The sequence below is a fragment of the Mesorhizobium sp. B264B1B genome (assembly GCF_020165765.1).
In the GTDB taxonomy this organism is placed as follows: domain Bacteria; phylum Pseudomonadota; class Alphaproteobacteria; order Rhizobiales; family Rhizobiaceae; genus Mesorhizobium.
Genome location: NZ_JAIUIS010000012.1, coordinates 202184 through 217758, shown reverse-complemented (window position 1 = coordinate 217758; position 15575 = coordinate 202184). Strand labels below are relative to the sequence as shown.

The 15575-nt window shown below is 61.1% G+C and carries 16 protein-coding genes; 2 read left to right on the top strand and 14 right to left on the bottom strand.

Annotation, left to right across the window (positions count from 1 at the left end):
• Positions 1-83 precede the first annotated feature (83 nt).
• The 9 genes from tnpC to LB547_RS23775 form a co-directional block, all read right to left on the bottom strand.
• Positions 84-1616, bottom strand: a complete 1533-nt coding sequence (tnpC, locus tag LB547_RS23815) for an IS66 family transposase (RefSeq protein WP_064993412.1) — start codon at positions 1614-1616, stop codon at positions 84-86.
• Between the two features lie 69 nt (positions 1617-1685).
• Positions 1686-2042 carry an IS66 family insertion sequence element accessory protein TnpB gene (tnpB, locus tag LB547_RS23810; RefSeq protein WP_064993413.1) on the bottom strand — a complete coding sequence of 119 codons (357 nt, stop codon included), beginning with the start codon at positions 2040-2042 and terminating at the stop codon, positions 1686-1688.
• Positions 2039-2482, bottom strand: coding sequence for an IS66-like element accessory protein TnpA (gene tnpA, locus LB547_RS23805; protein WP_064993414.1), 444 nt, complete (start codon positions 2480-2482; stop codon positions 2039-2041). Before tnpA ends, tnpB begins: the two co-directional genes overlap by 4 nt.
• Before the next feature lie 35 nt (positions 2483-2517).
• Positions 2518-3141: a hypothetical protein gene (locus tag LB547_RS23800; RefSeq protein WP_140763771.1), complete on the bottom strand. Its 624-nt coding sequence runs from the start codon at positions 3139-3141 to the stop codon at positions 2518-2520.
• Positions 3142-3620: 479 nt separating this feature from the next.
• The gene (locus tag LB547_RS23795; protein ID WP_140523100.1) at positions 3621-4397 is read right to left on the bottom strand and encodes a hypothetical protein; all 777 of its coding nucleotides are present in this window, start codon (positions 4395-4397) and stop codon (positions 3621-3623) included.
• Positions 4398-4513: 116 nt separating this feature from the next.
• Positions 4514-5218: an SMC-Scp complex subunit ScpB gene (gene scpB, locus LB547_RS23790; RefSeq protein ID WP_181165401.1), complete on the bottom strand. Its 705-nt coding sequence runs from the start codon at positions 5216-5218 to the stop codon at positions 4514-4516.
• A gap of 5 nt (positions 5219-5223) precedes the next feature.
• Positions 5224-6243, bottom strand: a complete 1020-nt coding sequence (locus LB547_RS23785; protein ID WP_140523097.1) for a DUF1403 family protein — start codon at positions 6241-6243, stop codon at positions 5224-5226.
• A 246-nt stretch (positions 6244-6489) separates the two neighbouring features.
• The gene (locus LB547_RS23780; protein WP_140523095.1) at positions 6490-7083 is read right to left on the bottom strand and encodes a type II toxin-antitoxin system VapC family toxin; all 594 of its coding nucleotides are present in this window, start codon (positions 7081-7083) and stop codon (positions 6490-6492) included.
• Entirely contained in the window at positions 7073-7369 is a 297-nt protein-coding gene (locus LB547_RS23775; protein WP_140523092.1) for a hypothetical protein, read from the bottom strand. Before LB547_RS23775 ends, LB547_RS23780 begins: the two co-directional genes overlap by 11 nt.
• A gap of 246 nt (positions 7370-7615) precedes the next feature.
• Between LB547_RS23775 and LB547_RS23770 the strand changes: the two genes are divergently transcribed.
• Positions 7616-8743 carry a site-specific integrase gene (locus LB547_RS23770; RefSeq protein WP_140523089.1) on the top strand — a complete coding sequence of 376 codons (1128 nt, stop codon included), beginning with the start codon at positions 7616-7618 and terminating at the stop codon, positions 8741-8743.
• Positions 8744-8787: 44 nt separating this feature from the next.
• Here LB547_RS23770 and LB547_RS23765 read toward each other — a convergent pair whose 3' ends face one another.
• From LB547_RS23765 to repA, 5 genes are all read right to left on the bottom strand, one after another.
• Positions 8788-9306 carry an RES family NAD+ phosphorylase gene (locus LB547_RS23765; RefSeq protein ID WP_140523085.1) on the bottom strand — a complete coding sequence of 173 codons (519 nt, stop codon included), beginning with the start codon at positions 9304-9306 and terminating at the stop codon, positions 8788-8790.
• Entirely contained in the window at positions 9303-9692 is a 390-nt protein-coding gene (locus LB547_RS23760; RefSeq protein ID WP_140523083.1) for an MbcA/ParS/Xre antitoxin family protein, read from the bottom strand. The genes LB547_RS23765 and LB547_RS23760 overlap by 4 nt, the downstream gene beginning before the upstream one ends.
• A gap of 413 nt (positions 9693-10105) precedes the next feature.
• Complete coding sequence (repC, locus tag LB547_RS23755) at positions 10106-11311, bottom strand: plasmid replication protein RepC (protein ID WP_140523080.1); 1206 nt, start codon at positions 11309-11311, stop codon at positions 10106-10108.
• Positions 11312-11466: 155 nt separating this feature from the next.
• The gene (gene repB / locus LB547_RS23750; protein WP_140499711.1) at positions 11467-12432 is read right to left on the bottom strand and encodes a plasmid partitioning protein RepB; all 966 of its coding nucleotides are present in this window, start codon (positions 12430-12432) and stop codon (positions 11467-11469) included.
• 77 nt (positions 12433-12509) lie between these two features.
• Entirely contained in the window at positions 12510-13712 is a 1203-nt protein-coding gene (gene repA / locus LB547_RS23745) for a plasmid partitioning protein RepA (protein ID WP_140499712.1), read from the bottom strand.
• A 951-nt stretch (positions 13713-14663) separates the two neighbouring features.
• Between repA and LB547_RS23740 the strand changes: the two genes are divergently transcribed.
• The gene (locus LB547_RS23740; protein WP_210239470.1) at positions 14664-15293 is read left to right on the top strand and encodes a HipA domain-containing protein; all 630 of its coding nucleotides are present in this window, start codon (positions 14664-14666) and stop codon (positions 15291-15293) included.
• The last annotated feature ends 282 nt before the right edge of the window (positions 15294-15575 follow it).

Genomic DNA, 15575 nt, shown 5'->3' with positions numbered 1-15575 from the left:
GCTCATCAGAATGAGCAGCCGTTCCTCGGATCGGGCGACCTTCTGCGTTCCAAACCTTGACAGCGGACATCAGAGCGATGTTCTCAGGCCACTGCGCTGAGTTCGTGAGCCTGGATGTAGGCCCATGGCAAGAGGTCGTCGATCTGGCTGTTCGGGTGGCCATTGACGATCCTGGTGAGGACATCGGCGAGATAGCCGAGGGGCTCGACGCCGTTGAGTTTGCAGGTTTCGATTAGCGAAGCGACGACGGCCCAGTGCTCGGCGCCGCCGTCCGATCCGGCAAAGAGTGCATTCTTGCGGTTTAGCGCGATAGGACGGATCGAGCGTTCAACAGTGTTGCTATCGATCTCGATGCGGCCATCATCGAGGAAGCGCGAGAGGCCTTCCCAACGCGACAGCGTGTAGCGGATTGCCTCGGCGAGCTTGGTCTTCTGGCTGATCAGCCCGAGCTTCTCGCGCAGCCAGGGCTCGAGAGCGACGGTGATCGGCAGGCTCTTTTCCTGGCGCACGGCACGACGCTGCTCCGCCGATCGTCCACGGATGTCGTCTTCGATGCGATAAAGTTCGGCGATCTGTCTCAGCGCCTCGCAGGCGATTGGCGCGGGACCGGCCGCGGCGAGTTCGTAGAAGCGCCGGCGCACGTGCGCCCAGCAGAAGGCGAGCGTCACGCCGCTCTTGTCGGCGAGCACGCGATAGCCGCCATAGCCGTCCACCTGCAGGATTCCTGTGAAGCCCGCGAGATGAGCGATCGGACGCTCAGCTTTGCGGTCGGGCGCGTAGACATAGGCGACGCCGCGCGGATCGGCTCCGTCCCATGGCCGATCATCGCGGGCATAGGCCCAGAGCTGGCCGGTCTTCGTTTTGCCGCGACCGGGATCGAGCACCGGCGCCGTGGTCTCGTCGGCGAAGAGCTTTGGCGAGGACTTCAGCTTCGCCAGCAGCCGTTCGTGAACCGGACGCAGGTGCCAGGCGGCACGGCCAACCCAGTCGGCGAGTGTCGAGCGGTCGAGATTGATGCCCTGCCGGGCGTAGATCTGCGCCTGGCGATACAGCGGCAGGTGGTCGGCATATTTGGAGACCAGAACCTGGGCAACCGTCGCCTCGGTCGGCAGGCCGCCTTCGATCAGCCGGGCGGGCGCGGGAGCCTGAACGATCACGTCTTCGCAGGCTCGGCAGGCATATTTGGGTCGGCGCACGACGATCACACGCAGCTGCGCCGGAACGATGTCGAGCCGCTCGCTTACGTCCTCGCCGATCCGATGCAAGTCATTGCGGCAGCACGGGCAGGCATGGTCCTCGATGTCGACCACCATATCCGTGCGTGGCAGATGGGGTGGCAACGCACCGCGGTTCGCCCGACGCTTGGTGACACGCGCCTGACGCTCCATGGGAGCAGCCTGTTCGTTCTCCTCCTCGCCGGCCGCCTCGATCTGCTCGGCTTCTTCAAGTCCCAGCAGCAGCTGGTCTTCCGGCAGCGTCTCAGCACGACGGCCGAAGCGGTGGCGCTGCAATTCCTTGATGATCTGGATCAACCGGGCGTTCTCGACGTCGCGCGCCAGCACCATCGCCTTCAGCGCATCCGGATCGTCGGGAAGCTGGTCCGCCGTCATCGCCATGAGTGGATCAGACCATATTCGTCGACAGCCCGCGACAGCGGAATCCAGGCTGATTCACTTGGTCGCGGGTCAGCCCGCCTGGGCTGGAACACGGGTCCGGCGCGCCTCGTGGACGCGCCGCCAGTCGAGTCCTTCGAGCAGCGCCGAGAACTGCGCCGCCGTCAGCTGCATCACGCCATCCTGAACCTTTGGCCAGCGGAACTCCCCGTCCTCCAAGCGCTTGGCATAGAGGCAGACGCCGGTGCCGTCCCAGAAGATCAGCTTGATCCGGTCAGTCCGCTTCGCCCGGAAGACGTAAACGGCCCCGCTGAACGGATCGGCCCCCATCGTCTCTCGCACCAGCGCCGCCAATCCCTCCGCACCCTTGCGGAAGTCGACCGGCTTCGTCGCCACCATGACCTTGACCGCACCCGTCGGCCCGATCACGACGTCGCCTTCAGCGCGCGGATCACCGCCGCCACCGTCTTGGCGTCGGCGCCACGGCCGACCCGCATGGCGACGCCGTCGATCTCCAACTCGATAACGCCGGCGTCGCGGGCAGCTTTCCGTTTGCGTTGTGGCTGTTGTTTCCCCGTCGGTTCCGGCTTCGGAGCCGGCACCACTGCCGGCACGAACAACGGTTCCGGTGCCAGCGCTTCCGCCAACGGCACACGAGCAGCCCGACGCCAGGCGAACAACTGCTGCGGGGACAATGCATACCGCCGGGCCACGGCACTCACGGTCTCGCCGGCATCGTAACTTTCAGCCACGATCCGGGCTTTCTCTTCCGGCAGCCATTCGCGCCGCCGACCGGAACCCGTGAACACCTCGAAACGGCGCGCGGGCTCAAGATTGCTGGATTTAAGCGTAAGCTCTGAAATCGTCATGTGTCGAAGCCCTCAAAGGCTCCGAACATCGTTCCTCACGACCACGCGCGAAAGGTGCCACCAGAACAGCGCTTACGATCGACATCGCAGGCTCCACCTGCTTCGTCACCGCAGGACACGTTCTGGCCGATCTCAAGGATAAACTCGCCGATGACAGGATCGAAGTCATCGATGTCGTTCTGGCTGACACGTTCGCTCAAGGCCGTGTCACAGACAATCCAATTCCGTTCGATGTGAGAAACGAGCCATTCTACATCGTCGATGACGATGAACAGGGGCTCGATTTTGGTGCCATTCCTCTGCGTCCCTACTATACCAACCTTCTGGCGAAGAACGGAACAGTAGCACTCGATGAGGAGCGGTGGATTCACCAGCACCGAGTTTGCTTTGATGGCTACGCGATGCTGGGTCTGCCTCAGGAATTCACATCGCCCGCGATTGACGCTTCGGGAAACGGCGCAGTCTCGCCTACCATGTTTCGCGTGTTGCGACATGAGACGCTCCCGCCTGGCACGCGCCAGACCACCTACCCGCGATTTGTTGGAGAGATCGATGACGGCTTGCAGATCTCCAGTGTCGTTGGCATGAGCGGCGGGCCGATATTTGGGTTTCGCATCGAGGGCGAAAAGAGGGTTCGCTACTGGGTTGTCGCTCTGCAAAGCGCCTGGCTTCCTAGCCGCCGTATTATCTTTGGTTGTCCCCTCCCAACCCTTGCTCCCCTTTTGAGAGATCTGATGGCGGGTGTCCCCCCGTCCGACGTGGCCTAGCCGCGGCGTTAGTCACATCGGGGAAGCTGAGAGCTAAAGCGAACTCCCCGAAGGCGATTGGCGGCTTTGCAGCTCGCTTACGATCAGGTTGTGCAAGCAAAATCTATTCAGCACTGGATCGCGAAATTATCACCTTGGCCGCGGCATGGGACCTGATTGGCTCGACGGTGCACTAGGCTCACTTCGAAAAGGAGCACCCGGCATCGAGGATGCGATCCTCATGTCGGGACCAAGCAAGCTCTTCCGATCATGCTTGCTGACTGCGTCTCCCTTCTCTCACGATGGGGCGCTTGGGTTGGTCCAGCCAGCAGCGCAAGGCACCTTGGCAAAACCTATGACGCGATGCGACCCTAAGGCACTACGGCAACACTTCAGCCGTCTAGATACGTTTTGATTTCCTCATCGTCTGCCGTTCGAATTCCGGCAAGCAAATTGTTGCGAAAATAGTAATCTTCCTTCTTGTTCTTTTTCCAAGCGTCGGCGATCTCTTGCGCGGTGCAGTATGCTCCCTTCAGCATAATTTTCGGTTTGGTCGCTGTCAGCAGAACCACGTCCAGCGAGAGCGGCCAGTTGTTTCTGAAGTTCGGCCAAGGGATGTTGAGGCGGCCATTTTCAATCACAGGCCTATCCCCGGCGGCGGCGCGGTCGGCGGCGGAAAATGCGAAATCAGCGTAACGGCTTTGCTTTTCCGTAAAGGCAGCCCAATCTTCCAGCAGCTTCGTTCGATCCGCAGCGTCCTCGTGGTCGAGAAAGCCGGGCGACGTCAGGATCGCGACACATCCCCAGCCTGCGGAGATTACGTCGTTGCCATTTGGCTGCTCCGCTCTCCAGAGTTCTTTGGCCTCCTGCACCAAATCGTCGATGCCGTTGGCAGGATTGCGACAGCGGAAGATTTTGCCAATACCAAGTCGTGGACCAAGCTCAGGCGAGAAAACCATCGTATAGGTGTTGCCACGACTAGAGGACCGCCGGCCATACCGGATCGGGACACGAACGTATTGGATCGACCGCTTGTCTGCTTTTAGGCGTGTCTCCCGCCACTTCATGCGAACTTGATCCGGCTTTCCGACAAAATGCCCGCCGTAGCTTTTGCTCTCCCAATCGAGCGATCCGACGACAAGTATCCCGATACGTAGATTGAGCGGCATGGCTCTTCCCCCTGCGCAGCTATCCAACTCCTAACCGCTTTCGCCCGTCAACGATTTCTCACGCTTGGAGCGAGCACCATCCACCATCTGCGTGGATGCTAATAGCTAGCGGGCATTTAATCTTCGATCTCGCCGTTGGAGTTTTGCTGGATTGAAAATTCCGGCATGATGTCGCCCGCCAGCAGCTTCTCCTTCGACAACAGCCCCGCGTCTTCGAGGGCTTCGAAATCCGGCAGGTCGCGCAGCGTGTCGAGCCCGAACTCCAGCAGGAATTCTTTTGTCGTCACGTAGGTGTAGGGCGCGCCCGGCGTTGGGCTGCGCGGACCGGAAGCGATCAGGCCGGCACCGCGCAGATGACCAATAAAATCGCGACTGATCTCCTTGCCGAAGAACGACGACAGTTCGGCGCGGGTAATCGGCTGGAAGTAGCCGATGCACATCAGCACCAAAACCTCCGACTGCGTAAGGTCGGCCGTCTTCCCACTTCCACCTACAGCAGCGCGGATGGCGTCTGCATAGGCAGGCCGGGTCAAATGTTTCCAGCCGCCGGCGACCGAAACCAGATCGTAAGGGCGGCCGCGCAGCTCCTCGCGGATGTCGTCGATGAGAAGATCAATGCTGCAGCTTTTCCCGACGATGCGGGCGAGCATTTCGCGGTCGACTGGCTCGCTGGCCGCAAAGATCGTGGCCTCGACGCGGTTCATCCATTCGCGCCAGCGCGCTTCCGGCGGCAGGTGATCCAGCTCCCGGTCAAACAGCTGGTCAGCTGATCGACGGTCATCTAGCCGGCTCCCTCCTCGCCTACGTGCACTCTCCGCCATTGTCTTCACAGCCCGTAGATGCGGAAGGTGGCGCGGCCGGACAATTCACGCACGGCACCGAGCTCGACCAGCCGGTCAAACAGGCGGCGCAGGCCGCGATCGCTCATGCCGGCGATTTGTTCCGAGGCGACGATCGAGTCGTCAGAGAGCAGCTTTTCCACGACGACGTCCGCCGCCTTGGCCCTGAGTTTCGGCGCAACCGCAAGCAGCCGTTCCGCGCGGCGCTCGAGTTCGGCGAAAAGATCAATGGCGCGCAGCGCAGCGCGCGCCTGCGCGGCCAGCAGGCTTTTGGCCCAATCGGCTTCCGTTTCGGCGCCGGCAGCCAGAGCGGCAGTCACTGGTCGACGCGCCCGGCCCGTACCCACAACTAAGGTCACTTCGGCGCCCAACAAAGGGATTGCATGTGTCCAGCCTAGCCGCTGCGCGAGCAAGACATCGGCAAGCCAGGCTCCGAGAACGCGCCGGAAGCCGTAACGCTCCGCGACCGCGAAGACTCCGACCAGCGTTTCGACCGTGCCGGTGTTGGCGGCAAGCTGTCGCAGATCGTCCGTCAGGTCGCTGACCGCCTCATCGTTGAGCGTGAGACCTAGATCTTCCAGCACCGCCTCGACATTTTTCTCCGTCAGCAGATCGTGCGCTGGCCGAGATGCCAGCCGCCGCCAAGCAAGAAGGAAAAGGCCGGCGGGACCGACGTTGTCGCCCGGTCTTGTGAGCAATACGGCATCGCGCAAGGCCGCTTCGTCCTCGACGCGGCCGGCCTGCTTTGCCGTTGCCGCGGCCGCCGAAATTGCCAGCCGCTGCCGCCAGGCGCCGGCCCACCGCTCCTGCCGCCGAACCACCGCATCGAGTGCGCCGATGGCGGCGCCGGCAACGAGCGCCACGTCCTCAATATCTTTTCCTGCACCGCTTTGCGCATCGGGGATGGCCCGGCGCAACCAAGCCGGCACCGTTGCCATCGGTGCGATCGAAGGGGCGCCGCCGAGCACGCCATGGCGAGACAGAGAGGGTTTGGGTCGCAGAATCATCGCAAGCACGATGAATCACGGCGGCGCTTTTAGCAATCTATTTGCACATAACCGCCGCACTTGTCGCACATATCAAACGAATGATAATGTTGCATTATCGTTCGTTAGTGGGCTACAAGGACGAATGGCCGTTTTCGTCGAGCAGAAGCCCAAAATTCACGCCCAGCGACCCTCCGGACCATCCCACAGCGCGACGGTCTTTCCTGGAACGGCTAACGATAGCGCTGGTGCATCCCACTGACGCTTTTACGCCTGCGGGCGCAAACCTGGCGCTGCCCGGTAGAAGATCACCCGCACCGACGGAACAAGCTGGCTGAGGTAATCGAAATCGCCAACATTGCCGGTCAGGACCGTCGCCCCAAGCATACCGGCCTGGTGAAAGATCAGCGCATCGTTGAGGAAGCGGCGCTCATGCCCCTCCCCTTTCGGCAGATGGTTCAGCCGGAACAACAGGCCGGCCAGCATGCCGGCGCGTTCCCAAGCGTTGGCGTCGGGTGCATGCAGCCGGTGCGCCGGAATATCCTCAATCGTATCTGCAACGGCTCCCGGGACCGACTTTGTCGTCGGGTGCGCCGGATCGAGCCGGCCGAACACATGGCTGAGCTCGGCAAGGCAGACGGCCGAGTGGTGACAGAGCCGATAGGTCAGAAGGTTATCGACCGCTTCGGGCGTGCGTCCCTGCAGGACATCCAGATAGACGCTGGTGTCGAGGAGCAATACGCCGCCGACGGGCGACTGGTCACCTGCCCAGGACAGGGCGGAATCCGGTCGCCGTTCCAGCCCAGCGCTGCGCCGCTGAGGTTTTAGGGACCGCAGTGCGCCGCCTAGATCAAATGCCAAGATCGATGTCCGCGGAGATGCTGCCCTTGCGGCCGACGAGCCGGGCGCCGAAATCATCCTCGAGCGCCAGCCGCGACAAGGCGAGCTCAAGCAGTTCGGTGTCTGAGCTCACATGGGCGCGCTTCTCTGCCGCCTCGATCAATTCCGACGACACCCTGCCGGAAAGGCGGGTGTTCTTGGCCGCGCCAAGCAGGCCGACCGCCCTCGCCTGCTCAAGCACCAGACGGTTGCGGGTGTGGGCGATCCGCTCCTCGCTTGCGGCTGTCGCTGCGCCACGTATGGTCATCTTGGGATCTCCATCTGTTGAACGGAATAGGATGTTGAACATGAAAACAAGGAGAGACCACCCTTGAGAGGCCATCCCTGGATCGGACAGGCCCGTTGCGCTCCCGCTGATGCGATACCAAGACCGGAGCGGACACAATTCCCTCAGCTATTCCGTCACACAGCTCGCGGTGGACAATTCCGGACTTTGGCCGCACCTTCGCTCGCAAGAATCGCATTGCTGCGACATTAGAATGGACGAGGCTGGATGGGCAAAGCCCGTAATTTGATGGTGTCCACCGACGCAATCGACGCCGATGACCTGCCGGACATTGTCGACGTCGTCATGGAGATGGGGCGGTCGGATGAAGGCCCCTCCCCTCTCCCGTCGGTCCTTGACCCGCGACAGACATCGTTGCCTACGCATCTCGAAAAGCTCGCCGACCGTGCGCGCGATTATGTCGAGGCAGCAAGTTCGGCGAACACCCGTCGCGCCTACGCAGCCGACTGGAAGCATTTTTGCGCCTGGTGCCGGCGCCAGTCTTTTGATCCATCGCGGCCGGACCCGCAGACCGTCGGCCTCTATATCACCGCGCAGGCTTCGGGCACTGGAAGGGACAAAAAGGCGGTAGCGACGATCGAGCGCCGCCTGTCATCCCTGACCTGGAACTACACGCAGCGCGGCCAGCCGCTGGACCGCAAGGATCGGCACATCGCCACCGTGATGGCCGGCATCCGCAACAAGCACGCCGCCCCGCCCCGGCAGAAGGAGGCGATCCTTCCCGAGGATCTGACCGCTATGCTAGAAACACTCGACCGCGGAACCTTGCGCGGCCTGCGCGACCGCGCCATGCTGCTCTTGGGTTTCGCCGGCGGCCTGCGGCGCTCCGAGATCGTGGCTTTGGACGTCGGCCGCGACCAGACTGAGGACGGCCGCGGCTGGATCGATATCCTCGACAAGGGCATGCTGGTTTCGCTTCGCGGCAAGACCGGCTGGCGGGAGGTTGAAGTCGGGCGCGGGTCGTCCGATGCCACCTGCCCGGTTGTCGCGGTGCAGACCTGGCTCAAGCTCGCCCGTATCGCGCACGGTCCCCTCTTCAGGCGCGTCACCAAGCAGGGCAAGGCGGTCGGCGCCGATCGGCTCAACGATCAGGAGGTCGCGCGCCTGGTCAAGCGCACTGCGCTGGCGGCCGGCGTGCGCGGCGATCTGTCGGAAGGTGAACGAGCAAAGCTCTTTGCCGGACATTCGCTACGCGCTGGCCTCGCCTCCTCGGCCGAAGTCGATGAGCGCTATGTGCAAAAGCAGCTCGGCCATGCCTCGGCTGAAATGACTCGCCGCTATCAGCGCCGACGCGATCGCTTCCGTGTCAACCTCACAAAGGCGAGCGGACTATAGGCCGGGCTCGCCCCTCCCCTGCCCTTCGGATGCGGAAAAGTGCGTTATCTCCAGGACAGCTGGTCCTTCGGCAACCGGCCGCTTGGGTCGAATACGGCTACCTTGTGCGGCAGACCCGGACCCCAGTCCCAAAGGACCAGGTTACGATCCTCCTTCTCGGCGCTCGGCGCGAAACTTGGGACCACAATGCCGGCAATATTCCGAGGCCGCAGCCTGTCGTAGACGGACCAGGACGCCGGGCGCTCTCCGTCGCTAAGCGCCGTCGCCCAGGCGCAGGCCATGTCCTCGAGCGCGATAGAAAATTCTCCCCTCGCCTCGTCCGTTGTCAAATCCACGATGTCATCGAAGTCGATCTCATAGGAACACAGCACGCAAGGATCGATCCGGTGCGCGAACCCCTGGTTGGCTTCCTTGACCGCTGTCATGATGGTCAGCGCCAAATAGAGCGCCGGCACGCCTTTGGGATTTAATCGCGCACCTCTGATCGCCGCCCCTTCGCCGGAAGTCGGCTTGAATGCCCAACGTGGATCGTGTGCCCGGTAGCAGGTTCCAACGAACCTCAAGCGAAACCACCGACGGCCATATGATCGAGATAATCACGGACCGCTGCGGCCTTGCCATCCTTCACCAGCGCCTCAGCGGTGCGTCCGCCAAATGCTGGAAGCGGCTGAGCCCGATACCAAGCCATCGCCTGCTCCTTGCCACCCGCCCAATCCGTCACGCGACTGATGATCTCGAGCATTTCCCGCAGACGCCCCTGTGTCTTTACCGCAGCGCTGCGCTCTGAGCGATAAAGGGTCTCGCGCGCAAGACCGGCGGTCTGGGCCAACTGGCCCTTGGACATGCCAAAACCGTCCGCGACCTGCTCGATCGCAATCTTCCCGTTCCGGTCCATATAGGACAAGATGAGAGGTCCATTCTGCTCGAGGATCTTGAATGCAGGGGCCACAGAATTCGTCCTACCATATTGAGAGGCATATTTCTTGTGCAAAAGATATGGCAGTTCTCGGCAGCTTTCAAGCCCGGGCTGCTGCCACCGCCCGAGTACGGACGCCGATCGAGCCGACCGTGCGCGCGAGCATGTCGAGGTAGCGAGTTCGGCAAACACCCGTCGCGCCTCTGCCGCCGGCTGGAGCATTTTTGAGCCCGGTGGCTTCAGGACTGTAACGCCCCTCCCCTGCCCTGATCAGGAGCCAAACAGCCGCGGCCCAGTAAAAAACGGCATAAGCTGGGTTGATCAGAATGTTGCCCGGTCGTGCGATGACATGCAGGGGGCAAGGTCTCACACGACAAAGTCGGCTAAGCATCTACAGGCAGAGCGGTCGTTTGGTCGAGCGCCCGCACAAATTGTGGTGCTCATCATCATCCGGTCATTCTTGCTGTTGCCCCATTGGCCTTCAGGGCTGCCATGAGCATCGGTCCGACCGAAAACTCTCCCGCCCTCGCCTTGTCGGTCAGCACACGCAAGTAGCCGCCGGCCGAATTGATGTGCTGCGCCCTTTGCAGGATGCACGCAATCACGATCGCGGCAACCTCCTGGCCCATCACATGGCAGGCCTCCTCGTAAGCTGAGGGCGAAACGCCAAGGTATCCCCGCACCTGGGCGGCAGTCATCATCAGATCGCGCCAGTTTCCGATCCCGTTAACGGCATAGTCCGCAATTTCGGGACAAGCGCGCAGCACCAGTCCAATTGGGTAGCCTTTCGGCTTCTCAGCCGGAGGAGATGCTGGCTCGGCCGCCGCCCTGCTTTTTTCGAAAGCTGGTTCAAATACAAAAGTAGAGTCTGTGTTTGAATCAGATTGCTGCCGCTCATTATGGGATTCATTGGCGCTAGGATTCGTGGAATTCATAAAGCTTTCCAACATCCTATCCACTTCATCGTGGAGCTCGGCGAGATCTGCAACGATGCTCTCCAGATCGGACAGGCCGGCCCTGCGCGGTATTGCCTCCACGATAGCCCTAAACCGTCTCCAGACCGCCCCCCAATCGCCCGCGGCGCCCTCCTCGATCGCGGCCTCGACAAGCTTTTGAATATCGCGTCGATGGAGCGTGATCCGTTCGCGCATCAACTTGAGCGCCAGAGCGTCGGACCGGACCTGCTCCGCCGCTCGCTGGAATTCCGCTGCCCGTGTCAGCAGCGGCGCCAGCGAGAACCCAAATGCCTCCGCAATATTCCCGCCATGCCCCTTGCGAGCAAACCTTTTGCCGTTCGGACTGTCGCGGCGGACAATCAGCCCGCAACTCACCAGCTCGGCCAGATTCCTCCGAAGCGTGGACTCGGCCATGCCGTGCGCGCGCAGCGACAACTGTGCGTTCGACGGAAAAACCATCAAGCCGTTTTCTTCACTGACCTGGTCATCCGGGTAGAAGGACAACAGCCCGTTCAGCACTGCCAGGGCGCGGTCACCCACGCCGATGATGGACTTACCTTCACATAGCCAACGGTAGACTTGCCATTTTTCGACAGCAGATCCTTGCGGGATCTCCCGTGATGCCGCATTCGCCTGCACCAGCGCAAGCGTCATCGGCCGCCGCCCAAAGGGCGTCGTCGCGTACCCACTCTCCATTTCCCTCACCTTTCAATCAGGCAAAAGAAATCTGCTCGCCGAAACGGCGCCACGACTCTTGACAGTGATTCGGGGAAATGCGATTCTCAGCTTGCTACAGACGTGAGAAGGGCTTCCGCGACGGTGACGTTCGGGGGCCTTTTTCTTTTGCGGTCTTAGTCTCCTGTTTTCTTCGCCATTTCCGACTCCCGAAATGCCTCGAAAAGCTCATCGAGTTTGCCGGCAATGAATGTACCGAAGGGCAATGCTTCCTTGGACTTAAAGGCAAGCGTAAACACTTTTCCCGTGTCGGTGATCTTGGCCTGAACGGATTTGTCCTGGGGCATCCACGCCCGCTCCTTGGGCTTCGCTGCTGCGCGTGGGCGCTTTTCTAAGGCGCTCACAAGGTCGAACAGACGGGCAAAACGGGCCTCACTGCCTTGCTGCGCGAAATCGGCGCGGCTCACGCACTCCATGGCCTTCGCCGCCGCACCAGGATGTTCCATAAGCTTGGCAAGCTGCCACCAGCGGTCTCGGCCAACGCCTTTGGCAGCCCCTACCGCCAAAATGACCTGTTCTGGAATGGTGCTGGTCACGGAGCGCATCTTCGAGAAGGTCGTATCGTCGAGCGCGAGGGCCGACTTCACCGTATCAGGCGAATGGCCCCGCTTGAGGATGCGGTCGGCAAAAAGCGTCCGTTCGATGAAGGACAGATCAGCTCTGGCGGCGTTCTCCTGGCCTTGGGCGATGACATGGTCCCTATCGTCCATCTTCTTGACGACGGCGCGCACAGGCCGTTCCAGCTGCCGGGCAACCCTGACGCGCCTGTGGCCAAAGACAGTTTGAAAACGTCCCGAAATGTCAGGGTGGGGCCTGACCAGCACAGGAGAATCCTGGCCACGTTCCCGAATTGCAACCAGCAGCTCCTGAAACGCTTCATCGTCATCGTCGATACGGTCCGACACGAATGAGGTGTCGACCAAATCCGGATCGAGATCGACGACTGAGCCCTTCGAGAGCTCCTGGAACGACTGTATGATCGACCGTGATGCACCACGAACGGCGTAGCTCGAGACGTCCTGGGCATCGGCGACTGCCGATGCGGGACCCATGACACTTCCGAAAATGTCCTTGCGTGCCATTCAATCGCTCCGATTCGCGGCTAATGGACTGAATTCACGGCAAAAATTGCCACTATTTACTGCCGTAAACCGCGTCGTCATGTCCGTCCCCAGGCGCGGTGAATAAGTGTCGTGATCTCCGAATTCACCGCGTCGAGCGATTCAATCGCCCGGTCATAGGTTGAGCGGGTAAAAGACGACTTCTCCACCTCATAGAGCGTCTGTTTCGTCAGGCCCGCATCCGAGATCGCTGTCGATTTGAGCATGGGATTTTCGAGGATCTGGCCAGCAAGCATGGACTGCATGAAGCCGACCATCTGGGCTTGCGGAATGTCTGTCGGTTCGTACCGCGTGATCAGATAGCGGAACCAATCGAGTTCGATCGCCGCGCCAGCGGCTTTGATGGTCTTCAAGATGCCGCCGAGCATCAAAAGGAACTGGCTCATCGACATCAGGTCGAGCATTTGGGGATGAACGGTGATCAGAACGGACGTCGCCGCCGACATGGCCGTTAGAGTCAGATAGCCAAGTTGCGGAGGACAGTCGACGACGACCACGTCATAGCGGTCGTCCACCTCGGACAAGGCGTTTGCAATCCTGACGAAGAACTGCCGGCCGGCAGCGGAGGATTTGTCCTGCATAGCGAGCGGCGTGTCATACTCGTACTCTTGCAGCTCGAGATTGGCCGGAATGATATCCAGGCCAGGAAAATTCGTCGGCACGATCACATCGGAGATCGGCCGGCGCTCGTCATCGTAACGGATCGCCTCATAGAGCGAGAGGTTGCGGTCGAGTTCCGGTTGAAATCCATGCAGAGCAGACAGCGAGGCTTGCGGGTCGAGATCGATCGCGAGGACCCGGTGACCTGTCAGAGCCAAGTGCTGGGCAAGGTGGGCGGCAGTCGTTGTCTTGCCGCTGCCCCCTTTGAAATTGACGACCGCAACGACCTGGAGCTTGTCGCCGGGTTTGCGGTGCGGGACATACTTCTTGACCTCGGTCCTGCCATGCTGGTCCAGAAAATGGCGAAGTTCGAGTATCTGCGCGGCCGTGTAGGAGCGGCGCCCGGAAGGCATCTGTTCCGGCAAAGGACCCTTGCGCTCAAGGTGTAGCCGCTTCAGATTGTTTTGCGACACACCGAGATAGTGGGCGACTTCTGCCATCGAAAATGAACGCAGCGTCTTGGTCGCGTTGGGTGGAAATTTCTCCATGCGCAACTGATTGAGGCGTCGCGATATCTCAGCACCCTGCTCGAGGATTTTGTCATCGAACTCGAAGCGTGGTAGCCGCATGGCGATATTCATTCTTGTCGAAACCTGAATTGGCGCTTTTTGCGAAGAAACTATTCAACAAGCGCCATTAAGCTCCGATTCGGACAGCCCGGCAAGAAGTTTTGGGTTAACAGAAGGTTAACGCCACCAGCAGGCGTCTTACTGCCGAATAGCGAGATCATAGCGGCTGCTTGTCGTCTGAACCCAGGACTCTGCCGCTGCGTGGCTAAATGCATGTTTTCTCTGCGACAAGGGCAAGTTTTTACCGCAGTAAAGATCGCGCCAGTCAAAGGTCGAGGGTGGCACAAGCGGACCGGTGCCTGGCAGGGCGGTTCCAACCCGCCCAGCGCTGACGGACGCCATCCGCCAAGCGCTGCTCAAACCGCACAGGGGCGCTGCAATTTTTGATCCTCATTGGCGCGCCCGATTGCGATCGATCCACGGGAATCCAGTTTTACATGTCGTAAAGGGCTCTGTCGGAAATCGAGCCACTGAGATCATTGGGCAGCTCACATTGCAGCGATCCTGGTAGGGCAGGGCGGCTGCCCTTGCGACTTCAGCGATGCCGGTCGAGTCTGCCTGCCATTGCCGACCGCAAACCCGGATGGCGACGCAGGCGCAAGGGCGCCGTGACAAGCAACTTCAAGAGGCCGCAATCGTCGATCGCGGCGCGACCGGTGTTGCGTTGAGAGAAGGAGTTGAACGGCTGCGTTGAGCAGCCTGCACTCTAGACGTGCCGATATGAATGGCTCTCGAATTGGCAGAGGATAGCGAGGTGGGGTTGCCCCGCCGGTGGAGCACTCTGCGTCTGCCTGCCGAGACTGCGCTGGATCGGTACGAGAAGCCAAGTCAGGGCTGGACCACGGATCGGGCACCGCCGCCCGCCTTGCAAACATGCCTCGGCGTTTTCGAATGCGCGCACGACCAATTGAAACGGCCCATGCCACAGCTGTACGTCAGAGGAGCCAAGTTTCTGAAGGCCTCGTGAAGTCGCACGATGCCCATCTGCGCTCGCAAGCAGGCGAATTGGTTCAGCTCGTTCGCGGTATCTATGTCGATGCTGCCGATGACATCGAGACCACGATCCTGAACCATGCCGTTCGGATCGCACGTTATCTCTATCCAACGGCGTATCTGTCATCGGCAAGTGCGATTCTGCTCGGACCTACGCCGGACGGGCGGCTTTTTATCAGCGGGCGACGCAACCAGCGCACCCGCCTACGCACCCTCGAGATTATTCAAAATGAGGCGCCAGCCCACCCGTCGACGATGGGCGTTGTTGTTGGAGATGACATGGGGGAGTTGCGCACCGATGCTTCGTCCCCACGACAGGGGTTTTTGGAAGCGTTCCGGCTGCGCGGCGACCATGCGAGTGCGATACCCGGGCAGATGCGGGCACAACTTGCTGTGCGTCTCATCGGTGAGTTTGGATCGCCGCAAGCAGCCGCGGACGCGGTTTGGGCGCTCGCCCGTGAGAACAGCTGGTGTCGGGAAGGGCAGGGGCAGAACGCTATCTTTCGGCGCGGGCCGACGCCGGCAAATCGCCGGCAACAAGTCCGCATTGGAGTTTCTCGTTGCCTGGCACGGGATCTCGCTTGGACAGCTGATCCATGACGGTTTCGAGAGGCGGTGGAAGCCTGCTCACCGAACAGGCGGCACGCTGCTCATTCGCGAGACGATCCCAGGCAACTTGCCACCGTTCATCGTGTCGCTCTTGCCGGAGGAGTGGCTCGCCCACATTGCGTCAGCGCGATGGAGCGCGACGTCCTCAGAAAGCGCTGAATGTCCAAAAAACTGAAGGACCGTGCGGAGCTTGCCGATCTTCGTCGAGACACCGCAGGGCGAGCTTCTGGCCTTCTTGAAGGCCGGCCTGTTCACCGGTTCCTATGCAGGCCG